The sequence below is a fragment of the Amycolatopsis pretoriensis genome, from assembly GCF_900107925.1.
GTDB classification, from domain to species: Bacteria; Actinomycetota; Actinomycetes; order Mycobacteriales; family Pseudonocardiaceae; genus Amycolatopsis; species Amycolatopsis pretoriensis.
The window spans coordinates 146,906-170,934 of record NZ_FNUJ01000006.1 but is presented as its reverse complement, the minus strand read 5'-3'; the positions used below and the strand labels follow the sequence as shown (position 1 = coordinate 170,934).

Here is a 24,029-nt window from a genome sequence, read left to right as displayed (position 1 = left end):
GAGAAGCCACCGAAGACGTCCATTTCGAGGGAGCGGGTCATGTCCCCTGACACCGGCAAGAACGGGTCGTCGTTCCAGGTCGAGGTCGGCTCGATCCGGACGCCGGCCGCGGGTGTCGCCGAGCTCGTGCTGGTCGACCCGGCCGGCGGAGCCCTGCGGCCGTGGGAGCCGGGCGCCCACCTGGACTTCCACCTGCCCAACGGCCTGGTGCGCCAGTATTCGCTGACCTCGGACCCGGCCGACACCGGCTGCTACCGCGTCGCGGTCCTGCGCGAACCCGACGGACGCGGGGGATCGGCCTACGTCCACGACGAACTGCGCGCCGGTGATGTCCTCACCTGCACCGGACCGCGCAACAACTTCGTCTTCCACCCGGCGGCCGCCTACCGCTTCGTCGCGGGTGGCATCGGGATCACGCCGCTGGTGCCGATGATCGAGAGCGCCGAGCAGGCCGCGGTGCCGTGGACGCTCGCGTACTTCGGGCGCACCGCCGCTTCGATGGCCTGGGCCGGCGAGCTCGCGGCGCGCTTCCCCGGCCGCGTCCTGGTGCGCCCCGACGACGTCTTCGGCGTGCCCGACCTGGCCGCGGTCCTGCCGGATCCGGCCGACGGGGAACTGGTCTACGCCTGCGGTCCCCACGGGCTGCTCGACGCCTTGGCGGCACGGCTGGGGGACCGTGCCCGCGGCGTCCTGCACGTCGAGCGCTTCGCCCCGATCGCCACCGAGGCGTCCGCGGCCGAAAGACAGGCCTTCCAGGTCACGCTGGACCGCTCCGGGATCGAACTGGAGGTGCCGGCGGACAAGTCGATCCTCGAGGTGATGGAAGAACGCGGCATCCCCGTCATCTCCTCGTGCCGGGAGGGGACTTGCGGCACCTGCGAAACCGCGGTGCTCGCCGGCTCGGTCGACCACCGCGACTCGATCCTCACCGAGGACGAACGAGCCGCCACCGAAACGATGATGATCTGCTGCTCGCGCGGAATCGGCGCGGGACTGGTCATCGACGCCTGAGAACGCCAGAGGCAGGAGCTCATCGTGGAACACGACAGCGCAGGCAAGATTCGGCCCGTGGTCATCGTCGGCGGTGGTCCGGTCGGGATGCTGAACGCGCTCGGACTCGCCCGGCAGGGCATTCCCGTGACTGTGCTCGAACGGAACGCCGACGTGGCCCGGGCACCGCGAGCGGTGGTCTACCACTGGGCCACCCTCGAGGGGCTGGACCGGCTCGGCATCCTCGCCCCCGCCGTCGAAGTCGGCTTCAAGAAGAAGGACTATTGCTTCCTGAACTGGAGCACCGGCGAGCGCGTCCGGTACGGGCTGTCCACCCTCGAAGGGACGGTCGCGCACCCGTACAACCTGCACCTCGCCCAAGACCGGCTCGTCGACGTCGTGCTCGATGTCATCCAACGGGACTCACTACCCGTGGACGTGCGCTGGAGCCGCAACGTCGTCGGGCTGCGGGACGCCGGCGACCGGGTGGTGGTGACCGCGCTGCTCCCGGACGGCTCGCCCGAACGCCACACCGCCGCGTGGGTGATCGGCGCCGACGGCGCGAGCAGCGGCGTGCGGAACCTGCTGGGCATGCCCTTCGACGGCTTCACGTGGCCGGAGCGCTTCGTGGCGACCGACGTCCACTACCCGTTTGAGGAAGAAGGATTCGACCAGACCACCTTCGTCGTCGACGAACAGTACGGCGCGATCATCGTCAAGATCGACAATTCCGGTGACGCCGGGCTCTGGCGCTACACCTACAGCGATCCGGTCGCGGAGTCACCCGAGAGCGTCGAACACCGGATGCGCTGCTTCTTCGACACGCTGCTGCCCAAAGAGGACCGGCGGAAGCTGCAGGCGTACAGCACGTACAAGATGCACCAGCGCTGCGCTCCCGCCTTCCGGTCGAACCGGGTCCTGCTCGCCGGCGACGCGGCCCACGCCACCAACCCCACCGGGGGCCTCGGGCTGACCAGCGGGCTGTTCGACACCTACCTCCTCGTCGACGCCCTGGGCTCGGTCGTCCACGGGCGCTCGGACGACTGGGTGCTCGACCGCTACGCCCACGAACGTCGTCGCGTGTTCAAAGAGCTGGTGTCGCCGACTGCGTCGGCGAACAAGAAGTTCATCTTCGGCTCCACCGCGACGCCGGACGGAGCCGCGGCGTGGGCCCGGGTCCGGAAGCTCACCGACGACGAGCAGGCGGTCCGCGCCCGGCTCATGTTCCCGCGGTCGCTGGAAACCCCGGCGTTCGCGGCTCAGGAGGGGCGATGAACGAAGAGGGGCACCGGGTCGCCGTCGTGACCGGCGGCGCCAGCGGTATCGGGCTGGCCATGGCGCGCCAGTTCGTGTCCGAAGGGATGAAGGTCGTCATCGGCGACGTCGAAAGCGGGGCCCTCGACATCGCCGTCCGGCAGTTCCAGGACGCGGGCGTCATCGGCGTGCGCGCCGACGTGACCCGCCACGACGATGTCGTTGCGCTGTGCGAAGAAGCGGTCCGCGCCTTCGGGCGCGTGGACGTCGTGTGCGCGAACGCGGGAGTCGAGACGGGCGGCCGGTTCCTCGACGTCGCCACGGAAGCGTGGCGGTGGGTGATGGAGGTGAACTACTTCGGCGTCCTCACCACCGCCCGCGTCGCGGTTCCGCTGCTCGAGCGGTTCGGCGGCGGAGACCTGGTCATCACGGGGTCCTTGGCCGGCTTCGCGTCGGGAACCCCGTTCATGACACCGTACTGCGCCTCGAAGATGGCCGTTCTCGGCCTCGCCGAGTGTCTCGAGATCGAGCTCCGCTCCTGCGGCAGCGCGGTGCACGTCCACCTGCTGGCACCGGGACCCGTCCGGTCGCGGATGATCGACGCCGAGCGCAACGCGCCCGCCGGCGTGCCGATCGACGAAGATGCCGAGCGACGCGCCTTCATGGAGGACTTCCGCGCCCGGCAGAGCGCCGAGGGCCTGCCCGCCGAGGACGTGGCCCTGCTGGTGTCCCGGGCGATCCGCGACCGCGAGTTCTTCGTGCTGCCGCACCACGACCGGGCGGTGGCCGCGCTGCGCCGCCGGCTCGACTGGGTCGAGAACGGTGTCGTGCCGGGCAGCCGGGTAGCCGGGAGCTGACCGAACTCCGTCCATTCGCGACCCGAAGAGAGACCCGATGACTTCCGTTCCCCCGCCCACCCGACCGATCCCGAGCACCGCCATCGATCCGTTCGCACTGGAGAGCCTGCAGGACCCGTTCGCCGCGGACGGCGCGGTCCGCGAGCTCGGCCCGGTCGTCCACATCGCCGAGCACGACTACTACGCCGTGACCCGCTTCACCGAGATCCGCAAGGGGCTCCGGGACTGGCGGACGTTCTCCTCGACCGACCGCCCGTTCTACGAGGACTCCGCGTTCCGGCCGCGGATCGTCCTGTTCGAGGAGCCTCCGGCGCACACCCGCACCAAGTCGGCCATCATGGACGTGCTCGGGCCCCGGAACCTCCCGTGGCTGGAGGAGTACTTCCGCAAGGAGGCCGGCGCGCTCCTGGACCGGGTGCTCGACGGGGACGTCGTCGACGTCGACGGCTACCGGGACCTCGCGGTCGCCTACGTGCTCAAGGTCTTCCCGGACGTCATCGGCATGCCCGAGGACGGGCGGGAGCTGCTCCTCAAGTTCGGCAGCGCGGGCTTGAACGCCTTCGGGCCGCCGAGCGAACTGCGCGAGCGCAAGCTCGCCGCGGGGGCGGAGGCCGTCGCCTGGGTCGAACGGAACATCGGCCGGGAATCGCTGGCCGAGGGCGGTCTCGGCGCCCAGCTGTACGCGATGGCCGACGAGGGCCGGATCAGCGAACAGGAGGCCCGCGACCTCGTCAAGACGGTGTTCGCCGCCGGCTTCGACACCTCGACGTCCGGGATCGCGTCCATGTTCCGCGCGTTCGGCGACCACCCGGGCGAATGGCGCAAACTGCGCGAACGGCCCGATCTGGTGGCGCCGGCCTGGGAGGAGTCGATCCGGTTCTACCCCCCGAACCGGTTCGGGGGCCGCTGGGCACCCGGTGGTGCCACGGTCGCCGGCCACCGGATCCCCGCCGGCGCCAAGATCCTCATGATGTGGCTGGGCGCCTCCCGCGATCCGCGCGAGTTCGACGACCCCGACCGGTTCGTCATCGACCGCGAGATGCCCCACGGGCACCTGTCCTTCGGGTTCGGGCTGCACACCTGCGCGGGCAACCTCGTCGCCCGGCTCGAAGCCACGACGTTGCTGCGGAGCATGGCCGAGCGGATCGAGAGCGTGGAGAGCGCGGGGGAGCCCCGCACGGCCACCAACTACCAGGCGTTCGGGCACGAGCACGTCCCGCTCCGGCTGCGCCGCGCCGCCCCGCGGTCATGACGAGCGCGCAGCCGGCGCACCGGCGGCCACCACACCGCGGCGCGGAACCGACGCGACGGCGCCGCGGAGGCTTCTTCCTGGACGGCGAGTGGGACGCGAAGCTGCACCGCCCCGTCGGGTCCGCCTGGGTGCGGTGGGAAGCGCCCGCCGACGAAGGCGACTGGACCGCGCCCGTCGTCCTCGTCCACGGCGGCGGCGGTCAGTCGACCGACTGGCTGTGGGCCGTCGACGGGCAGCCGGGCTGGGCGGAGCTGTTCGTCGGCGCCGGGCACCCCACCTACCTGCTGGACCGCCCGGGCCACGGCCGGTCGGTCTGGGACGTCGAGGCGATGGGTCCCCGGTCGGCGGTTCCGGACACGACGGTTCTCGCCCGCCTCTTCCAGGTCGACGAAGCCGAGCTGCGGGGCCGGTTCGGCGCGGTCGCCGCCTCGAGCACCGGCCTGTTCGCCGACGCCGCGGCGGCCCAGCGCCGGGACGCGGCGGCCCTGACACGGCTGCTCGAGCTGGTCGGACCGGCGATCGTCGTCACCCATTCCGCCGGCGCACCGGCCGGGTGGCTGGCGGCCGACCGCCGGCCCGACCTGGTCGATATCGTCGTGGCCGTCGAGCCCCTCGGGCCGCCCCGCACCCGGGCGCTGACCGAAGGCGTCACCGCACTCCCGCTCGGCGCGGCCGGACAGCCACGAGGACTCGCGACGGTGCCCGTGCTGCTGGTGACGGCCGCGGCGTCCGGTCATCTGCAGGCGGACTCCGAGACCGCGGCTTTCCTGCGCGGCCGGGGCGCGGAGGTCGAGCACCTGCGGCTCGGGCAGCACGGCCTGGACGGTGACGGTCACGGCGTGCTCTTCGACCGGAACTCGACGGCCGCCTTCGACCTGGTGCACCGGCACCTCCCGGCCCCGGCGAGACCGGGCGGTGGGCGGTGACCGACTACGACTTCGGCTCACTGCGAGCCCATGAGGCGTACAAGCTGATCACCGGAGTGGTGCAGCCGCGCCCGATCGCCTGGGTTTCGACGATCTCCGCCGACGGCGTGCGCAACCTGGCGCCGTTCTCGTTCTTCACGATCGCTTCCCGCGATCCGGTGACCGTCTTCCTGTCCATCGGTGCCACGTCCCGGCCGGGGCACGCCGTCAAGGACACCCTCGCCAACGTCCTCGCGACGGGCGAACTCGTCGTCAACCTCGTCTCCCTGCCCACCCTCGAAGCGATGGTGCGGTCCTCGGCGGAGGTGCCCGGGGACGTCGACGAGTTCGACTACGCGGGTCTGGAGGCCGTCGCCTCCCAGGACGTCTCGCCGCCCCGGGTGGGCCAAGCCCGGGTGGCCCTCGAATGCCGCCTCGACACGGTCGAGCGGATCGGAGCGGACACCGCGGTCTTCGCCCGGGTGCTCCGCCTGCACGCGAGCGACGGCATCGTCGACGACGCCTTCCACGTGGACTCCGCCGCGTTGCAGCCCGTCGCGCGGACCGCGGGCGCGACGTACTCCACCGACCCCGTGGCCCTGCCCTCCCCGCCGGTGCCGCGGTGGGACGCGAGCCGGACATGACCCCGTTCACCGCGGTCGCCGTGCAGATGACCGGCACGCCCCTCGACCCGGCGGGCAACGCCGCACGGATCGAAACCCACCTCCGGGCCGCCGCCGGGCAGGGTGCGAAGCTGGTCGTGCTGCCCGAACTGTGCGAGACCGGCTACACGCTTTCGCCCGGCCTGGCGGACGTGAGCAGCACGCCCGAGACCGCGGGCGACCGGCTGTCGGCGCTCGCCCGCGAGCTCGGCACGACCATCGTCACCTCGACGGCCGTGCGCGGCGAGCACGGGCTGCGCAACGTCGGGGTCGTGATCACGCCGAACGGCGTCGTCGCGGCCGCCGCCAAACGCGCCCTGTGGGGCGGTGAGCCCGGCATCTTCACGCCGGGTTCTCCGGCCGAACAGGCGATAGCCGACACGCCGGTGGGCCGGGTCGGTGTGCTGATCTGCTACGAGGCCGGGTTCCCCGAAGCGGCCCGGCGGCTCGCCGTGGCCGGCGCGGGGATCCTCGCGGTGCCCGCCGCGTTCGGGGCCGCCCGGCTGCACGCCTGGCAGCTGATGATCCGGTCGCGGGCGCTGGAGAACGGGTGCCACGTGGTCGCGGCCAACACCGTCGGTCCATCCGCGGGCCTCGACTTCTGCGGGCACTCGGCCGTCATCGACCCGCACGGCGAACTGCGGGCGGTACTGGCCGAGGGCGAGGGCCTCGTTTCGGCGCTCGTCGACCCCGCCGCGGTCACCGAAGCCCGCTCCGCCATCCCTTACCTGCGCGACCTGCCTCGCGTAACCGCCTAACCGAACCGGAGGCCAGTGATGCCGAACTTCTCCTCAGCCGATCTCGTGGAACTGTTCCGCAGGGAACTCGAACTCTGCAAGGTGACCGAGGGCGAACAGCTCGTGATCCTCGCCGAACCGTCCAGCCGTAGCGAGTACGTCGAGGCCGCTTTCGCCGCCGGACTCGCGCTCAAGGCCCGCGTCCTCCAGGCGGTGCTGCCCGGTGGCTCGCCGGTCCCGTTGCCTTCGTCGAGGACGGGGTCGGGTGCGGGGTTGACGGCGTTGGATGGGAGCCCGTTGGCGTTGTCCCTGCTGCAGGGGGCCGACATGGTCCTCGACCTGACCAATGAGGGTTTCATCCACACGGAGTCTTTGGGCAAGATCCTGCGGGCGGGGACCCGTATGCTGTTCGTCGCCGACCCGCCCGAGGTCCTCGCGCGCAACGTCCCCGCCGCCGAGGACAAGGCACGCGTGCAGGCCGGTGCCGCGCTCCTGCGCGCCGGCCGCGAACTCCACGTGGTCTCGCCGCACGGGACCGATCTGGTCGCCGACCTCACTGACGCCCACCCGGGCTTCCAGTGCGGCATCGCCGACGACCCGGGACGGTGGGATCACTGGCCCAGCACGATGGTGCTGGCGTGGCCCAAGACGTCGTCAGGGCAGATCGTGCTCGCGCCCGGGGACATTCTGTTGCCGTTCAAGACTTACGTTCGTGATGAGGTGACGCTCACCATCGAGAACGGCCGCATCGACAAGATCGCCGGGCGGGGCGCCGACGCCCGGATGCTGGAGCTGTTCTTCGAGGACGCGAACGACAAGGAGGCGCGCTTCCTGTCCCACATGGGCTGGGGGCTGATGCGCAACGCCGACTGGTTCGCCATGGCGCTCTACGACCGGGAGTCTCTGATGGGCATGGACGCGCGCGGGCTCGCGGGCAACTTCCTGTTCTCGACCGGGCCGCACCCGTTCATGGACCGCCACACCCACAACCACCTCGACATCCCGATGCGGGGCTGCACCGTCGCGATCGACGGGCACAAGGTCGTGGACAACGGCACCCTGGTCGAGGAGAACGCCTGATGCACGAAGGACTTCTCGAGCGACGCACGCGGGCCAACGACGCCGCGGTGGCGGCGATGCTGAACGCGGACCCGGTGATCGTCGACGTGGCACCGGCGCTGGAGGTCCTCCCGGGGATGACCCCGAACACGATCCTCACCTCCGGGGCACCCCTCGCCTGGCCCGAGTACTCGGGCGGGCAACGCCGGGCGATCCTCGGCGCGGCCCTCTACGAGGATCTCGCCACCACTCCGGAGGAAGCGGACGATCTCCTGCACCGAGGCGAAATCCTCGTCCGCCCGTGCCACGACCACGGCTGCGTCGGCTCGGTGACCGGGGTGACGTCCGCGTCAATGCCTGTCTGGGTCGTCGAGGACGCGGCCACGGGCAACCGCGGGCACTGCCTGCTCTACGAAGGCAGCGACCGGGAACGGCTCACCTACGGGGTCTGGAACCCGAGGGTGCGCCGGCAGCTTGTCTGGCTGCGGGACGTGCTCGCGCCGCAGCTGTCCGCGGCGGTGCGAGCCGCGGGCGGGTTCAAGGTCCACCCCGTCATCCGGCGGGCGCTCGGCATGGGCGACGACCTGCACAGCCGCAACACCGCGGCGACGGCGGTCTTCTTCCAGCAGCTGGCCGGCGCGATCCTCGACGCCAACGGGGCCGGCGAGGACACCCGCGCCGTCTTGGATTTCTGCGCCCGCAACGACTTGTTCTTCCTGCACGTGGCGATGGCCACCGGGAAGTGCGTCACCGAAGCCGCGGCCGGCACAGCGCACAGCAGCATCGTCACCGCGATGGCCGTGAGCGAGAAGGAGTTCTCCGTCCGGCTCGCCGGCACCGGCGACCAGTGGTTCCGCTCCGCGATACCCGAACTGCGGGCGAAATTGTTCGACGGCCTCACGAGCGACGACATCGCCTACATGGGCGGCGAAAGCCTGATCACCGAGACGGTCGGCCTCGGTGGCCTCGCGGCCGCGGCGGCGTTCGCCCTGCAGGACTACAGCGGCGGCACGCCGCAGGGCATGGTGGAAACCACCGAAACCATGTACCGCATCACGCACTCCGAGCATCCACTGTGGAAGATCCCCTACCTCGGCTTCCGCGGCGTTCCGTTCGGCATCGACGCCGCTCTCGTCAGCTCGACCGGAATCACGCCGAGGATCCACATGGGAGCCGCCCGGCGCGAAGGCGGTCACGCGGGAGCGGGACTGCTGACAGCTCCCGTCGAACCTTTCATTGAGGCCGTGAACGCTTTGCAGGAAACGCTTCCGATCTATACAGCGCCACTTCCCGCCCATACGGGCGACGAATAACCGGGCCCGCCGGCGGGAGGCGGACCTAGCATCTGCCTCGTGTGACTCGGATCACGCACTTTCGGCGCCGTGGGAGCACCAGCGCTCCACGGTCGTAGAATTCGTCCACCTTGGAGGAACCGGTGTCAGTCGATCAGCGCTCAACCGAGGCCGCGGCCCGCGGCGACGATCCCCAAGGTGTCGAATACGTGCCCGACGCGGCCAGACTGCTGCGACCCCGCAACATCGCGACCACGATGGTCGGGGCGAACCTCCTCTTCGGAGTGATCGTCATCGGCTGGCTCCCGGTCACCTTCGGGCTGGACTGGTGGGGCGCGTTCAGCTCCATCGTCCTCGGCGTCCTCGTCGGCGCCGCGCTCCTCGGGCCGATCGCCGCGATCGGCCCCCGCACCGGCACCAACGGCCCGGTCAGCAGCGGAGCCTTCTTCGGTGTCATCGGCCGCGTCATCGGGACCCTGCTCGCGCTCTTCATCGCGATCGGGTTCTACGCACTGGCCGTCTGGTCGGGCGGCCAGGTCATCGTCTACGGGCTCCACGCGCTGTGGGGCCTGCCGGACAGCAAGGTCACGCTGGCGATCAGCTACGTCGTGATGGCCGCGGTGGCGACCTGGACGGCGGTTTCGGGCTACCGCCTGGTCGTCCGGCTCAACAAGTGGCTCATCCCCACGGCCGGCGCCGTGATCGTCCTGGGCTTCCTCGTGTTCGCCGGCGACTTCCACACCACGGCCGTGGCGCCGGAGTACCTCCTCGGGAGCTTCTGGCCCACCTGGTCGCTCGCCGTCTCGATCGCCACCGCGACGACGATCGGCTACGCGCCCTACCTGAACGACGGCACGCGCCTGATCTCCCGCCGCTTCGGCGGCCGCAGCGTCGGCCTGGCCACGGCGCTCGGCTTGTTCATCGGCTTGGTCGTGCCGCTGACCTTCGGGGCCTACACCTCGTACGCGATCAATTCGCCGGAAGCCGACTACGTCGAAGGACTCGTCAAGGCGAGCCCGACCTGGTTCCTGGTCCCGATCGTGCTGGTCGGCTTCTTCGGGTGCCTCGGCCAGTCCGCGATCTGCGTCTACGGCAACGGGCTGGACCTGTCCTCGGTGATCCGGCCGCTGCGCCGGGTGCCGGCGACCCTCGTGGTGAGCGCCGTCAGCCTGGTGTTCATCCTCGTGGGCGCGCTGGTCTGGGACATCGAGCACACGGTCTCGGCGTTCTTGACCGTGCTGGGCGTCGTGGCCGCGGCTTGGGTGGGGATCGTCCTGACCGGACACTTCCTCGTGCGGGGCGAGTACGACACCGCGGCGCTGCAGGTGTTCAACGAAGGCCGCACCGGCGGCCGCTACTGGTTCTTCCACGGCTGGAACCTCCGCGCCACCGCCGCGTTCGCCCTGGCGGCCGTGGTCGGCCTCCTGCAGGCGAACACGAGCCTCTACACGGGCCCGTGGAGCGAGATCGCCGACGGCGTCGACCTCAGCTGGCTCTCCGCGATGGTGGTCGGCGGCGCCGTCTACGGGCTCCTGACGAAGTTCCTGCCGGGCGCGGAGAGCGTGACGGTGCCGGCCGAGGTCGAGGCGGACGCCGCACTGAGCTGAAGCCGTTGTCCCGCAACGGGGGTTCCCGCGCATGACCGTGCGGGAACCCCTCCCCGGCGGCGGCGCGGAAAAATCAGCACGTAACGGGCAATGACTCAATCGACGCTGCTGGTGCCGCAGGTGTCCGACAACCGGAACGTCACCTCGATGGCCAACCCTCCCGCGGGGCGCGCGACGGCGGTGATCGTCGCCTGGTGCGCCGTCGCGATCGCCGCGACGATGGACAAGCCCAAGCCGAGCCCGTCGGGCCGGCCCGCACGCCGGGGATCGAGGCGTTCGAAGGGCTGGAAGAGCCGCTCGACGGCCGCCGGGGGCACCGGAGGGCCGGTGTTGGTGACGGTCAGGACGACCGCGTCGTCCCGCCGGCCGGTGGTGATCTCGGCCCACCCGTCCTCGGTGTTGTAGCGGAGCGCGTTGTCCACGAGGTTGACGAGGAGCCGTTCGAGCAGCGGAGGGTGGCCGGGCACCACCGCGGGGTGGAGCCTCGTCCGGATCGGCACGTCCGCGTCCGGTCTCTTGGCCGCCGCGACACTGCCGGCGATCTCGGCCAGGTCGACGGGCCGGCCGACCTTGATGCCCGCCTGACCCCGCGCCAGGGTCAGGAGAGCTTCGATCAGCCGTTCCTGCTGGACGCCGGCGGCGAGCACCCGCTCGTGCGCCCGCCTCAGGGACGCGGCCGTCGCGTCCGGGTCGGACAGCGCGAGCTGGCCCAGCGCCCGCTGCCGGGCCAGGGGCGTGCGCAGCTCGTGGGAAGCGTTGGCGATGAATCGCCGTTGTGCCTCGAACGCCGCCTCGAGCCGGGCGAGGAGACCGTCGATCGTGTCGCCCAGTTCCTTGAGCTCGTCGGTGGGGCCGTCGAGGGCGAGGCGCTGGTGCAGGTCGGTCGCCGAGATGCGGCGGGCGGTGATCGTGATCGTGCGCAGGCGCCGCAGGACACGGCCCGCGACGAGCCAGCCGAGCACCATCGAGACGACCGAGGTGATGGCGAGCGCTATCCCGGACTGGGCGAGCAGCTGCTTGAGCACCGACGCCTGCTGGCTCCGCATCAGCTCTTCGGCCTGCCGGGAGAGGATCGCGAGTTCTCCCCGGGACAGCGGCGCGGCGCCCGGTGGCGGCTGGCCGCCTCCCGCGGGGACGAAGGACTTGAACTGACCGGTGATCGCGTGCTGGAACAGCACGTAGGTGATGGCCAGCAGCAGGAACCCCGACAGCAGGAACAAGCCGCCGTACAGCAAGGTCAGCCGCAGGCGGACCGTGCGGCCGGGCAGGTGGGCGCGGGCGAGCCGCGCGAGGATCGGCACTTCAGATCCGGTAGCCGCGCTTGCCCACGGTCTCGATGACCGGCGGGTCGCCGAGCTTGGCGCGCAACCGGCTCATCGTGATCTTCACGGCCGAGGTGAACGGATCGGCGGCCTCGTCCCAGACCCGTTCCAGCAGTTCCTCGGACGGGACGACCCGGCCGGACGCCGCGAGCAGCAGCTCCAGGACACCGAACTCCTTGTCCCGCAACGCCAGCGGCCGGCCGGCCCGGTGGGCGGTGCGGCGGGCCGAGTCGAGGACGACGTCGCCGTGGCGCAGCACCGGCGGCGCCGCCGGGTGGGCCCGCCGGGCCAGCGCCCCGACCCTCGCCACGAGCACCGGGAAGTCGAACGGCTTGGCGAGGTAGTCGTCGGCGCCGAGGTTGAGCCCGCCGACGAGGTCGTCCGTCGTGTCGGCGGCGGTCAGCATGAGCACGCGGCTGCGGCACCCGGCGGCGACCAGCTCGGCACACACCTCGTCACCGTGCCGGCCCGGCAGGTCCCGGTCGAGGACCACCACGTCGTAGTCGTTGAACAGCGCGCGTTCCAGGCCGCCGGGGCCGTCGACGGCGACGTCCACCGTCATCCGGGCGCGCCGCAGACCCTCGGCCACGGTGAGCGCCATCTCTTCGTCGTCCTCCACCACGAGCACCCGCACCCCGGTTCCCCTTTCGGCCACTTCGGACAGTCTGCCCGGCCGCCCGGTTTCACCGTGGTTTCCCGGTGTTGAAACCAGGGTGAAACCCCGCCCTCCGTAGAACTCACCCCGTCAACCAGCCACACGGAAGGAACCGGGATGACGAACACCAGGCGGAAGTGGGCACCGCTGGCCGGCGGGCTGGCCACACTGGCCGTGTCGGCCACGATGATCGGATTCGGCGTGACCACCGTGGACGCCGCGGAGAGCGGCGGCCGGGGCGCCGACCGGCCGCCGGCGTGCGCGGAGCTGACGCCGCCGGCGCCGGGGGAAGACCCGCAGCCGGTCCCCGCGGCACCGACGTCCGTCACGACGGTCGGGCAGGTCTACTACTGCATCCTCGACCACCACTACAGCGGCCCGGTGCTGGACCCGCGGTCGCTGCTCTCGGCGGCGTTCGCCGCGATGACCCAGGAAATGCAGCGCCGCGGGATCGACCAGGCCGACGCCACACTGCCCGGGCTGACCGGGAAGAGGGACGCCGACTGGACCGCCTTTCGCCGGGTCTACCAGGGCTTCGCCGCCAAGCTGCCGGACGACGCGGCGCGCGAGGCGGTGGCGGCCACCGCCGTGACGGCCATGCTCCAGAGCCTGAACGACAACCATGCGGAATGGCGCAACAGCTACCACGTCAACACGACCGGACTCGGTATCTCCGCGGTCAACGGCCCCGGGAAACTCGACGCGGCCGCCACCGACCCGCTCTACGTGACCACGGTCGTGCCGGGCAGCCCCGCCGAACAGGCGGGCCTCAAGCTCGGTGACGAGATCCGCTCGGTCAACGGCGTGCCGCCGTACGTGAACGGCGTGCTGTCGCAGGGGGTCGTCAACTGGCTGACCGGCGACACCCCGGTGGGCACGCGGCTGGAAATCACCCTGCACCGCCCGGTCACCGACGCCACCGTCACCACGACGATGACGGCCGCGGAAGTCCAGCAGAGCGACCGCAAGGTGGTCGAGTCGGCACTGGTCGGCACCGACATCGCGAAGGTGACGATGCACGCGTTCGCGCCCGGCGCCGCCGACGAGGTCCTCGCGGCCATCAAGGCGCTGCGGGCGAACGCCACCCTGCGCGGAGTCGTCCTCGACCTGCGCGGCAACTCCGGCGGCCGGCTGGAGGACGTGGGCAAGCTGCTCGGGGCGTGGGCGTCGGACCAGGTGTTCGCGTACATGTGCGACGTGAAGGACCACTGCACCCCGAGCCGCACGGACAAGGGGGTCGAGCAGGTGGGCCTCCCGCTGGTGGTGCTCACCGACCGGCGCTGCGCCTCGGCGTGCGACGCCTTCGCCGGCGGGGTCAAGGACCTCGGCATCGGCACCCTGGTCGGCACCCGTACCGCGGGCATCGCCTCGGGTCCGCAGGTCGCCTACCAGCTCGACGACGGCTCCACTCTCGTCCTGACCGGGCTGCACGGCTTCGGCGCGAACAAGGAGCTCATCAACACCATCGGCGTCGCGCCCGACCACATCGCCCCGGTGACCGCCGCGGACCTGTCCGCCGGCCGCGACCCGGGCCTGGCCAAGGCCGTCGCCCTGCTGGGCTGATCCTCGAGGACCTGGAGAACGACATGCGAACACTGATGATGACCGTGCTGGCGACCCTCGTCGTGCTCACCGCCGGGTGCGGCGGCGCCGACGCCGGCGGCCAGGGCGCCGCGAACGCGGGCGGCTCCCCGGCCGCCACGGCGGCCGGCTCGGGGGACGGGAACGCGCTCGCGTACGCCAAGTGCATGCGGGAGAACGGCGTGCCGAACTTCCCGGACCCCGCCGAAGGCGGCGGGACCATCCTCGACCAGAACGGCGGCGTCGACCCGCAATCGGACGGGTTCAAGGCCGCCAACGAGAAGTGCAAGCAGCACTTGCCGAACGCCGGGAAGCCCGGCAAGGGCGAAGACCCTTGGGCGGCCGAGGACAAGCTCGCCTACGCCAAGTGCATGCGGGAGAACGGCGTGCCGAAGTTCCCCGACCCCGGGGCGGACGGCACCTTCCCGCCGATGGTGAAGGGCGGCGGCGTCGACCCCGAGTCGGCGGAGTTCCAGAAGGCCGAGCAGACCTGTGCCCAATACCGGCCGGCGAACATGCCCAAGCCCAACCGCGGGACCGGATCATGACCGTGGCACCGGAGACCACCGGAGGGGCCCGGCCGGCGTCGCGCGAAAAGCGGCGCCGGCCGGGCCGGACGGGGGCGGTCGTCGCCGTGGCGGTCGTCCTGCTCGCCGGCGGGGTCATCGTCGTGACCGACCCCTTCGCCGCCGGACCGGTCGCCTCCTCGTCGCAGAGCGCCGCGGCGACCGGACTGGCGAAGGTGACCACGACGACGTTGTCGGCCCGGTCGGTCGAGAACGGGACGCTGGGCTTCGCCGGCGGCTGCCAGGTCGTCAACAACGCCGGCGGCCGGGTCACCGCCTTGCCCGCGGTGGGGGACGTCGTCGCGCAGGGCGGGACGCTGTACAAAGTGGACGGCAAGCCGGTCGTCCTCCTGCAGGGCGGCGTTCCGCTGTACCGGGCGTTGTCGTGGGGCATGTCGGGACCGGACGTCCAGCAGCTCAACGCCGCTCTGGTGGCCCTGGGGTACGCGAGCGGGCTCGATTCCGCGTCGGACTTCTTCAGCGGACGGACCTACCGGGCGCTGACGAAGCTGCAGAAGGCCGTTGGGCTGACCGAGACCGGGCAACTGGCGCTCGACCAGGCGGTGTTCGTGCCGGTCGGCGAGGCCAGGGTCACGAAGGTCAACGCGGTCACCGGCAGCGCGGCCCCGAACGGTGGCACGCTGCTCGAAGTCTCCTCGACGCAGCGGGTGGTCACCCTCGCGGTGAACGCCCGGCGGCAGTCGTCGATCGAGGTCGGCGACCGGGTGACGATTTCGCTGCCCGACGGGAAGACGACTCCGGGCGCCGTGACGTCGGTCGGGAAGGTCGCGACGGAGCAGGGGGACGAGGGCAGCGGCGACGCGACCGTCGAGGTGCTGGTGACGCCGTCCGAGCCGGCGGCGACCGGCCGGCTCGACAAGGCGCCGGTGCAGGTGTCGATCGTGTCCGAGACGGTGGCCGACGTGCTGGCCGTGCCGGTCAACGCGCTGCTCGCGGTGGCCGGCGGCGGTTACGCGGTCGAGGTCGTGGAGAAGGACGGCCAGCACCGCGTGGTGCCGGTGACGACCGGGTTGTTCGACGACGACGAAGGCGAGGTCGAGGTCTCCGGTCGCGGGCTGGCGGCCGGCCAGGACGTCGTGGTGCCGGCGTCATGACGGTGCTGGAGCTCGAGAACGTCAGCAAGGTCTACCCCGGGGCGACGTCGGTGGTCGCGTTGGACCGGGCCAGTTTCGCGGTCGGTCAAGGGGACCTGGTCGCGATCGTGGGCCCGTCCGGTTCTGGCAAGTCGACGCTGCTGCAGGTGATGGGCACGCTGGACCGGCCGAGCGCGGGCACGGTCCGGATCGTCGGCGAGGACGTCGCCGCGATGCCGGACCGGGCGCTGGCCGGACTGCGGGCCGGCCGCATCGGGTTCGTCTTCCAGCAGTTCTTCCTCGCCGCGCACGCGACCGCGCTGGACAACGTCGCCGACGGCCTGCTGTACGCCGGGTTCCGGCATCGGCAGCGGCGCGAGGCCGCCGCGGCCGCGCTGGAGCGGGTCGGGCTCGGCCACCGCATCGGGCACCGGCCGACCGAGCTGTCCGGCGGCGAACGCCAGCGGGTCGCGATCGCGCGGGCGCTCGTCGGCAACCCGGCGATCGTCCTCGCCGACGAACCCACCGGAAACCTCGACAGCGTCACCGGGGCGGCGATCTTCGCGCTGCTCGAGGAGCTCAACGCCGACGGCACCACGATCGTGATGATCACCCACGACCGGGATCTCGCCGCCCGGCTGCCCCGCCGCATCGAGGTCCTCGACGGCCGGGTCATCGCCGATGTCACCGCACAGACCGAAAGGCGGCCGTCATGACCACCAGCACCCGCCTGCGCCCGGCCGACCTCGCCCGGGTCGCGAGCGTGGGCTTGCGCACCCGGCGGATGCGGGCGGCGCTTTCGGCGCTGGGCATCGCGATCGGCGTCGCGGCCATGGTCGCGGTGCTCGGCCTGTCGGCGTCGTCGCAGGCCGGTCTGCTCGCCGAGATCGACGCGCTGGGCACCAACCTGCTGACGGTGACGCCCGGGTCGACGATCGGCGGCGAGGACGCGTCGCTCCCGCTGGACGCACCGGCGATGATCGGCCGGATCGGCCCGGTGGAGGCGGTGGAAAGCACCGGCACCACCGAGGCCCACGCCTACCGCACCCCCCGCATCCCCGCCAACCAGACCAACGCCTTGTCGGTCCGGGCCGCGAGCCTCGACCTGCTCGCGGCCCTGCGCACGAGCGTCACGGCGGGCCGGTACCTCAACGCCGCCACCGCGGAACAGCCGGTGGTGGTGCTGGGCGCGGCCGCCGCCGCCCGCCTGGGCATGCCCGGCGTCCAGCCCGGAGCGCGCCTCTGGGTGGGCGACCAGTGGTTCTACGTCGCGGGAATCCTCCGCGCCACGCCACTGACCCCGGAGATCGACTCGTCGGTGCTGGTCGGCTACCCCGCGGCGCAGCGGTATCTGGGCTTCGACGGCCACCCGACGACGGTGTACGTGCGGGCCCGGACCGACCAGGTCACCGCCGTCCGGGACGTCCTCGCCGCGACGGCGAACCCGCGGGCGCCGAACGAGGTGAGCGTCAGCCAGCCGTCGGCCACGCTCCAGGCCCGCGCGGCCGCGCAGTCCGCGCTGAACGGGTTGTTCCTGGGCCTGGGGGCCGTCGCCCTGCTGGTCGGCGGCATCGGCGTGGCCAACACGATGGTCATCTCGGTACTGGAACGTCGATCGGAGATCGGCCTGCGCCGGGCGCTCGGTGCGACGAAGGGCGCCATCCGGCTGCAGTTCCTGTCGGAGGCGGTTCTGCTGGCGACGCTGGGCGGCGTCGCCGGGGTGGGCCTGGGTGTCCTGGCCACGGTGGCGTACGCACAGGTCAAGGACTGGGCGACGGTGGTTCCGCCGTTGGCCTGGGCGGGCGGCTTGACGGCGGCGGTGGCGATCGGCGCGGTGGCCGGCCTGCTCCCCGCCCTCCGCGCGGCCCGCATGGCCCCGACCGAGGCGCTGCGAACAGTTTAGTGCCGGCCACCGCGCGGCGCTCTACCGCTCCGCCCTCCAGCTGCGCCGCGCGACACGGGCGCTGGTCGGCGAGGAAGTCGCCTGGCCGGACGGCGCCTCGACACTTCGGACGTCCGAACCGGACGGTGGTGCAGCGCTCGTCACGGGTGGGCGAGTCCGGCGAGCCAGGACCGGTACCGCGGCAGCAACCGCGTCCGCCGCGCGCGGTCCAGCCGTAAGGCGGCGACCGGGTCGAGGGTGTCGGGGGTGGTCCCGTGCGTCGCGGTCCGCCGCAGCATCCCGCGGACGGCGGCTTGCTTGGCCGCGGCGGTGGTCTCCTTGCTCGTCGGGCGGGGGAGGAGGATCTCCGCGGGGCCCGGCTGCCCGTGATGCCAGTCCGTCGGCAGGCTCGGCCGTTGCGCCAGGGCCGTGGCGATGCCGACGACGTCGACGCCGGCCCGGAGCACTTCGCGGGCGCCTTCGGGCGTCCGGATGCCGCCGGTGAGCATGACCGGCATGCGGGCGGCGCCGATGATGTCACGGGCGAGTTCGAGGAAGTACGCCTCCCGGGCGCGGGTCCGCTCGTCGATCCCCGCACCGTGCATGACCGGCCGCTCGGCGCTGCCGCCGGAGAGCTCGAGGAGGTCGACCGGCCGCTCACCCAGCAGTTCGACGACGTGCAGGGCGTCCTCCGCCGCGAAGCCCCCGCGCTGGAAGTCCGCCGTGTTGAGCTTGACGCCGAGTGCCGCGCCGGTGGGCATGGCCGCCCGGACCGCCTCGACGACTTCGATCAGCAACCGGGCGCGGTGGGCGAGCGGGCCGCCCCAGGCGTCGGACCGGTGGTTCGCCGCGGGCGAGAGGAACTGGGAGAGCAGGTAGCCGTGGGCGGCGTGGATCTGGACGCCGGAGAAGCCGGCGTCGACCGCCCTCGTCGCGCTCGTGGCGAACATCGCGATCAGCGAGCGGATGTCGCGCTCGCTCATGGCCGTCGGGCGGGCGAAGCCGTTCGCGGCGACCGGGATTCCCGAGGGAGACCAGGCGATTCCGCCCAGGTCGGCCTGCACTTGCCGGCCAGGGTGGTTGAGCTGCATCCACGCGGCCGCGCCGCCGGACCGGGCGGCCTCCGCCCAGGCCGCGAACGGCCGGAGTGGTGACCGTCCGTCGAGGACCACGCCCGCCGGCCCGGTCATCGCCCGCGCGTCGACCATCACGTTCCCGGTGATGAGCAAGCCGGCGCCGCCGTGGCTCCAGATGCGGTACAGCTTGCGCAGCCGGTGATCGGGCAGCTGACCGGCGGCCGCGAGGTTCTCCTCCATCGAAGCCTTGGCGATGCGGTTGCGCAGCACGGCGCCGCCCGGGAGCCGCAGGGCGGAGAAGAGATCCATGGGTTGCATGATAGGCAATGCGTTGGGCATCATGCAATTCATGGACTTCTCGCAGCAGACCGGCCGGGCCCCGATCGTGCTCGGTGGCAACGTCTTCGGCTGGACGGCGGACCGCAACGCCTCTTTCGCCGTCCTGGACGCGTTCGCCGACGCCGGCGGGACGCTCGTGGATACCGCGGACTCCTACTCGCAGTGGGCGCCGGGGAACTCCGGCGGCGAGTCGGAGACGATCATCGGGGCCTGGCCCGGTCGGGCGTCCCTTGCCGTCGCCGGCAAGGTGGGGCAGGCCAAGCGTCGCCCCGGGCTGTCCGAAGAGAACATCCGCGCCGCGGTCCGCGATTCCCTGGAGCGGCTCGGCCGTTCGCGGTTCGAGCTGTTCTACGCCCACTTCGACGATCCGGAGCGTCCGATCGAGGAGGTTGCCCGAGCGTTCTCGCGGCTGCGTGAAGACGGCCTCACCGACGCGCTCGGCGTGTCGAACTTCAGCGTGGACCGGATCTCCGCGTGGCTCGACGTGGCGGAGAAGGAGGGCCTGCACGCGCCGGTGGTGATCCAGAAGGAATACAGCCTGATGGAACGCGGGATCGAGACCGACGTCATCCCCCTCGCGCGGGAGCGCGGGCTCACCGTGATGACCTACTACTCGCTCGCGCGGGGTTTCCTCACCGGCAAATACCGCGACGGCGCCGACGAGGTGGACAGCCCGCGCGCCGGCGTCGCCGCGGGGTACCTCGACGAGCGGGGCCGCGCGGTGCTCTCCGCCCTCGACGAGGTGGCGGCCGGTCACGCCACCGCTCCGGCGGCGATCGCGCTGGCCTGGCTGGCCGCGCGCCCCGCGGTGAGCGGCGTCATCGCGTCCGCGCGTGACACCGGCCAGCTGGCCGGAATCATGGCCGCGAACCGCGTGACGTTGGAGGAAGCCGACACCGCGCGCCTCGACGACGCGTCGGGCGTGTGAGCGGACAGCGGTCCGGTCATTAGGATCAGGTCATGACCGAACCGACCCCACCCGCCACCGGAGGTGACCGGCCGCCCGGACAGAACACGATCATCGCGCTCCGCCGCGGACTGGACATCCTGGACATGTTCAGCGCGGACCGGCGGGTCGTCGGCATCACCGATATCGCGCTCGAGCTCGACATCCACAAGTCCAGCGCGTCGCGGCTGGCGGCGACCCTGGCGTCGTCGGGGTACCTGGTGGCGGCTTCCGCGGGCAACTACGCACTCGGGCCGCGGCTCGCCGCGCTCGGCTCGCTCGTCGCGTCGCGCCAGGACCTCTCCGCCGTCGTCACCCCGTTCCTGAAGGAGCTGGTGGACGTCACCGGGGAGACCGGGCACCTCGCGGTGCTCGACGGGACCACCGCCAAGACCGTGCAGATCGTCGACGGCTGGCATACCGTGCGCATGCACTCGTGGGTCGGCAAGCTCTCCCCGGCGCACTGCAGCTCGATGGGCAAGGCGCTGCTGGCCGGGCTGCCCGACGCCGCGCTCGACGAGCTCTACCCGGACCCGGACCTCCCGGTGCGCACCCCGCACACGATCGCCACCGTCGGCAAGCTCAAGCAGGAGTCCCGACGGATCCGGCGCGGCGGCTTCTGCGTCGACGACGAGGAGCTCGAGCCGGGCCTGCGCTGCGTGGCGGCGCCGGTGTTCTCGCCGGAGGGAGTCGTAGACGCCAGTATCAGCATCTCCGGCCCCACCCAGCGGCTCACCCGGGACCGGATGACCGCCGTGGCCGGGCTGGTCCGGTGGTACGCCTGGCGGGCGAGCGTGGCCCGTGGGGTGCTGACGGTGCCCCCGGACTGGCCCGCCCCGCCCGCAGAGGAGCCGCCGGCCCCGAACTGGGTGGAGAAGCAGCACAACGGGTCCTGATCAGTGCTCGGTGATATCGAGGCCCGCGAGGTAACCGAAGGTCATCCCGACGGCCAGAGTCGCGCCCGGCCCCGGGTAACCGTCGCCGGTCCAGAAGGCTGCGGCGTTGCCCACGGCGTACAAACCCGGCAGGACCGCACCGTCCCGGGTGAGCACGCGACCGGCGGTGTCGGTCACCGGGCCGCCCTTCGAGCCGATCACACCCGACTGCACGCGCATCGCGTAGTACGGCGGCCGGTCGATCGGGCCGAGGCACGGATTGCCCTTCTGCCAGGGATCGCCGTAGTAGCGGTCGTAGGCGTTCTCGCCGCGGCCGAAGTCGTGGTCGACACCGTCGGCGCAGAAGCCGTTCCAGCGCTCGACCGTCTCGGCGAGGCAGTGCTGCTCGACGCCGATGCGCCCGGCAAGCGTGGCGAGGTCCGGGGCGGTCACGACGTGACTCGGCACATCACCGGTGGCGGGCAGACCGGGCAGCGGGTAGCGGTCGCGGAACCCCTGGTCGAAGATCAGGTGTGCGCCGTTGCCCGCCGGTGTTCCGTCGGGGCCGGTCCGGTGCATGGCCTTGCCGAACTCGTTGTAGGGCAACGCTTCGTCCAGGAACCGGTGACCGTGCCGGTTCACGACGATCTGGCGCGGAACACCGCGTTCGCGGACCAGGCCGCGCGGGTACGGCGTTCCGTCGACGGTGTCGTCGTCGAGCTGGGCCATCGGCATCCACCAGCCCTCGGTCAGGTTGTCGACCGCCAACCCCAGGTTCTCGGCGACGGTGAGGGCGATCCCGGTGTTCCCGGGGGCCGAGGCCGACACGCCGAGCCCGGCCGGGAGCAGGCGCTTCCGGAGTTCATCGGAGGCGTCGAACGCCCCGGTGGCCAGCACCACGGAAGTCGTCCGGATCGTCTGTTCCCCTTCGGCCGTGCGCACCCGCACGCCCGTCACACCGGCGTCACCGGTGAGCACCGCGGTCAGCTCGGTGTTCGTCCGCACGGTCGCACCGGCTCGCACGGCTCCGTCGAGCAGTGCGGCGGTCAGGCCGACACCTCCGGTGCGGATCCCGGCGGCCATCCTCGCCGTGAGCGCCTCGGTGTCGATGTTGGCCGGGTACCGCCACTTCTCCCACTCCGCGTGCGTGATCGGTGTGTAGCCCGGCGGCTGCCGGACCGACCTGGCCTGGGGGACCAGTTCGCCGAGATCGATCGGGGCGACGTCGAAGCAGCGTCCGCCGCGTGTCGCCCCGGCCCGGTCCTGGTGGTAGTCCGGGTAGTTCGGGCAGACGACGAACCGGTGGGGCGACTGCTTCTCGACGAACTCCGCCATCGCGGCGGCTTCGCGCACGAACGTCCGGATCATCGGCTGGTACCGCGTGTCGAAGATCTGGTCGAGGTACTGGTTCGCGGCGTCCGCGGAGTCGCCGGCGTTTTCGGGCCTGCCGTTGACGGGGATCCACACCCGGCCGCCCGACAGCGCCGTCGTTCCCCCGAGTTCGCTCGCCGACTCGATCACGAGGGTGCGTCGGCCATGGGTGGCCGCGGCGAGCGCCGCGGTGAGCCCGGCGGCGCCGCTGCCGGCGATGACGACGTCGAAGTCCTTGTCACGCATGGAAATCCTCTCGCTCCGGACGGCGCAGGTTGAGCACGACGATGCGCGGGTCGGTCATGTCCCGCACGGCGTACGGCGGGCCTTCGACGCCGTGTCCGCTGTCCTTGACGCCGCCGTAGGGCATCGCGTCGGCGTGGTAGCTCGAGGTGTCGTTGACCATGACACCACCGACCCGCAGCGAGCGCACGGCGTGGAACGCCCGGTCGAGGTCCTGGGTGAACACACCGGTCTGCAACCCGTACGGGCCGGCGTTCACCCGGGTGATGGCCTCGTCGAAGTCGTGGACCGGGACCACCGAGACCACCGGCGCGAAGATCTCCTTGGTCAGCACCTCGCTGTCGGGCGCCGGATCGCCCAGCAGGGCCGGGGTGAGCACGCTGCCGTGCCGTTCGCCGCCCACTCGCACGCGCGCCGACGCTCGTTCGATCCACGAGAAAGCGCGCTCGGCCTCGGGTTCGGCGATGAGCGGACCCAGATCGGTGCCGTCCGCGCGCGGGTCACCCGCGGTGAGACTGCCCACCCGCTCGGCGAGGGCCGTGGTCAATTCGTCGAACCGGCTCCGGACCACCAGAATCCGCTGCACACTCGTGCAGACTTGCCCGGCCTTGCGGAAACCGGCGGTCGCCACGAGCCGCACGACGTCGTCGAGGCGGGCGTCGTCGGCGACGATGGAGACGCTGTTGGAGCCCAGTTCGAGGTGGGTCCGCGCGAGACCGGCGCCCGCCGAGACCAGGCGGCCGACCGCGGTCGAGCCGGTGAAGGTGTAGAACCGCACCCGGTCGTCGTCCAGCAGCGCGGGCCCGGCGGTCGACCCGGGAGCGCAGACCAGCTGCAGGAATCCCGGCGGAAGGCCGGCCTCGGCGAACGCGCCGACGACGTTGAGGGCACTCAAGGGGGTCTTCTCGGCGGGCTTCAGCACGACGGCGTTGCCCGCCGCGATCGCCGGGCCGACCTTGTGCGCGACCGTGGAGAGCGGCGCGTTGAACGGGGCGATCGCGACGACGACACCGACCGGCACGCGTACGGTGAAGGCCAGCCGGTTGCCGCTGCCCGGCGTCGCGTCCAGCGGCACCTGCTCGCCGGCGATCCGCACCGCCTCCTGCGCGCTGAGCCGGTAGATCGAGACCGCGCGCCGCAGTTCGTTGCGCGCGTCGGCGGTGGTGAACCCCGTCTCGGCGACGTAGTCGTCGACGAACCGGTCGGCCCCGGCCTCCATCAGGTCCGCGACGCCGGTCAGGACGCGGGCGCGTTCGCCCGCGTCGAGCGGGTGTCCGGAGGCGGCGTGCGCGCTGCCGATCGCGTCCTTGATGTCGTCCGCCGTGGCCTCGGCGACCTCGGCGACCACGTCCCCGGAGTACTTGTCCAGAACGGGGATCCGGCCGGCCGCCGCCCGCCAGTCGCCGTCGACGAACAGGCCGCTCGGCCGTGTCGCTGTGCTCACTCCGGTCTCCTTCGGTTCCG

Annotated in this window: 22 protein-coding genes; 17 read left to right on the top strand and 5 right to left on the bottom strand. The window is 72.0% G+C overall.

The features are described from left to right. Positions 1–39: 39 nt before the first annotated feature. From BLV96_RS26780 to BLV96_RS26735, 10 genes are all read left to right on the top strand, one after another. On the top strand, positions 40–1,011 hold the full coding sequence (locus BLV96_RS26780) for a PDR/VanB family oxidoreductase (protein WP_086681221.1): 972 nt from the start codon (positions 40–42) through the stop codon (positions 1,009–1,011). 24 nt (positions 1,012–1,035) lie between these two features. Further along, positions 1,036–2,265, top strand: coding sequence for an FAD-dependent oxidoreductase (locus BLV96_RS26775; protein ID WP_208608328.1), 1,230 nt, complete (start codon positions 1,036–1,038; stop codon positions 2,263–2,265). Continuing rightward, a complete protein-coding gene (locus tag BLV96_RS26770; RefSeq protein ID WP_086681219.1) occupies positions 2,262–3,101 on the top strand; it encodes an SDR family NAD(P)-dependent oxidoreductase in 840 nt (279 codons plus the stop codon). Before BLV96_RS26775 ends, BLV96_RS26770 begins: the two co-directional genes overlap by 4 nt. Before the next feature lie 37 nt (positions 3,102–3,138). Next, positions 3,139–4,353 carry a cytochrome P450 gene (locus BLV96_RS26765; protein WP_091389557.1) on the top strand — a complete coding sequence of 405 codons (1,215 nt, stop codon included), beginning with the start codon at positions 3,139–3,141 and terminating at the stop codon, positions 4,351–4,353. Then, positions 4,350–5,279 carry an alpha/beta fold hydrolase gene (locus tag BLV96_RS26760; RefSeq protein WP_086673770.1) on the top strand — a complete coding sequence of 310 codons (930 nt, stop codon included), beginning with the start codon at positions 4,350–4,352 and terminating at the stop codon, positions 5,277–5,279. Before BLV96_RS26765 ends, BLV96_RS26760 begins: the two co-directional genes overlap by 4 nt. Continuing rightward, positions 5,276–5,902 carry a flavin reductase family protein gene (locus BLV96_RS26755; protein WP_086673768.1) on the top strand — a complete coding sequence of 209 codons (627 nt, stop codon included), beginning with the start codon at positions 5,276–5,278 and terminating at the stop codon, positions 5,900–5,902. The genes BLV96_RS26760 and BLV96_RS26755 overlap by 4 nt, the downstream gene beginning before the upstream one ends. Further along, on the top strand, positions 5,899–6,678 hold the full coding sequence (locus BLV96_RS26750; RefSeq protein ID WP_158104088.1) for a carbon-nitrogen hydrolase family protein: 780 nt from the start codon (positions 5,899–5,901) through the stop codon (positions 6,676–6,678). Before BLV96_RS26755 ends, BLV96_RS26750 begins: the two co-directional genes overlap by 4 nt. Before the next feature lie 18 nt (positions 6,679–6,696). After that, positions 6,697–7,737, top strand: coding sequence for a 2,5-dihydroxypyridine 5,6-dioxygenase NicX family protein (locus tag BLV96_RS26745; RefSeq protein WP_086673764.1), 1,041 nt, complete (start codon positions 6,697–6,699; stop codon positions 7,735–7,737). Next, positions 7,737–9,029 (top strand): YlbE family protein, encoded by a 1,293-nt coding sequence (locus BLV96_RS26740; RefSeq protein ID WP_086673762.1) that lies wholly within the window; start codon positions 7,737–7,739, stop codon positions 9,027–9,029. The genes BLV96_RS26745 and BLV96_RS26740 overlap by 1 nt, the downstream gene beginning before the upstream one ends. Before the next feature lie 122 nt (positions 9,030–9,151). After that, entirely contained in the window at positions 9,152–10,615 is a 1,464-nt protein-coding gene (locus BLV96_RS26735) for a purine-cytosine permease family protein (protein ID WP_158104087.1), read from the top strand. 95 nt (positions 10,616–10,710) lie between these two features. Here the strand turns inward: BLV96_RS26735 and BLV96_RS26730 are convergent, their stop codons facing one another. Both BLV96_RS26730 and BLV96_RS26725 read right to left on the bottom strand, forming a co-directional pair. Then, the gene (locus BLV96_RS26730) at positions 10,711–11,916 is read right to left on the bottom strand and encodes a sensor histidine kinase (protein ID WP_208608327.1); all 1,206 of its coding nucleotides are present in this window, start codon (positions 11,914–11,916) and stop codon (positions 10,711–10,713) included. A gap of 1 nt (position 11,917) precedes the next feature. Further along, positions 11,918–12,571, bottom strand: coding sequence for a response regulator transcription factor (locus BLV96_RS26725; protein WP_086678829.1), 654 nt, complete (start codon positions 12,569–12,571; stop codon positions 11,918–11,920). A gap of 138 nt (positions 12,572–12,709) precedes the next feature. On the opposite strand from BLV96_RS26725, the gene BLV96_RS26720 reads away from it, so the two are divergent. From BLV96_RS26720 to BLV96_RS26700, 5 genes are read left to right on the top strand one after another with little or no spacing between them, the layout of a single operon-like run. Continuing rightward, positions 12,710–14,155, top strand: a complete 1,446-nt coding sequence (locus BLV96_RS26720; RefSeq protein ID WP_086678828.1) for a S41 family peptidase — start codon at positions 12,710–12,712, stop codon at positions 14,153–14,155. 23 nt (positions 14,156–14,178) lie between these two features. Next, on the top strand, positions 14,179–14,721 hold the full coding sequence (locus BLV96_RS26715; protein WP_143051026.1) for a hypothetical protein: 543 nt from the start codon (positions 14,179–14,181) through the stop codon (positions 14,719–14,721). Further along, on the top strand, positions 14,718–15,854 hold the full coding sequence (locus BLV96_RS26710) for a peptidoglycan-binding protein (protein ID WP_086678826.1): 1,137 nt from the start codon (positions 14,718–14,720) through the stop codon (positions 15,852–15,854). Before BLV96_RS26715 ends, BLV96_RS26710 begins: the two co-directional genes overlap by 4 nt. After that, on the top strand, positions 15,851–16,549 hold the full coding sequence (locus BLV96_RS26705; RefSeq protein ID WP_086678825.1) for an ABC transporter ATP-binding protein: 699 nt from the start codon (positions 15,851–15,853) through the stop codon (positions 16,547–16,549). The genes BLV96_RS26710 and BLV96_RS26705 overlap by 4 nt, the downstream gene beginning before the upstream one ends. Next, positions 16,546–17,736 carry an ABC transporter permease gene (locus tag BLV96_RS26700; protein ID WP_086678824.1) on the top strand — a complete coding sequence of 397 codons (1,191 nt, stop codon included), beginning with the start codon at positions 16,546–16,548 and terminating at the stop codon, positions 17,734–17,736. Before BLV96_RS26705 ends, BLV96_RS26700 begins: the two co-directional genes overlap by 4 nt. Positions 17,737–17,876: 140 nt before the next feature. On the opposite strand, the gene BLV96_RS26695 is transcribed toward BLV96_RS26700, so the two are convergent. Continuing rightward, positions 17,877–19,100 carry an oxidoreductase gene (locus tag BLV96_RS26695; protein ID WP_086678823.1) on the bottom strand — a complete coding sequence of 408 codons (1,224 nt, stop codon included), beginning with the start codon at positions 19,098–19,100 and terminating at the stop codon, positions 17,877–17,879. 40 nt (positions 19,101–19,140) lie between these two features. On the opposite strand from BLV96_RS26695, the gene BLV96_RS26690 reads away from it, so the two are divergent. Beyond that, positions 19,141–20,058 (top strand): aldo/keto reductase, encoded by a 918-nt coding sequence (locus tag BLV96_RS26690; protein WP_086678822.1) that lies wholly within the window; start codon positions 19,141–19,143, stop codon positions 20,056–20,058. A 32-nt stretch (positions 20,059–20,090) separates the two neighbouring features. Beyond that, a complete protein-coding gene (locus BLV96_RS26685) occupies positions 20,091–20,972 on the top strand; it encodes an IclR family transcriptional regulator (protein WP_086678821.1) in 882 nt (293 codons plus the stop codon). Here the strand turns inward: BLV96_RS26685 and BLV96_RS26680 are convergent, their stop codons facing one another. Together BLV96_RS26680 and BLV96_RS26675 are read right to left on the bottom strand one after the other, a co-directional pair. Then, positions 20,973–22,568: an FAD-dependent oxidoreductase gene (locus BLV96_RS26680; RefSeq protein ID WP_086678820.1), complete on the bottom strand. Its 1,596-nt coding sequence runs from the start codon at positions 22,566–22,568 to the stop codon at positions 20,973–20,975. Then, positions 22,561–24,009 carry an aldehyde dehydrogenase family protein gene (locus BLV96_RS26675; protein WP_208608326.1) on the bottom strand — a complete coding sequence of 483 codons (1,449 nt, stop codon included), beginning with the start codon at positions 24,007–24,009 and terminating at the stop codon, positions 22,561–22,563. Before BLV96_RS26675 ends, BLV96_RS26680 begins: the two co-directional genes overlap by 8 nt. Positions 24,010–24,029 lie beyond the last annotated feature (20 nt).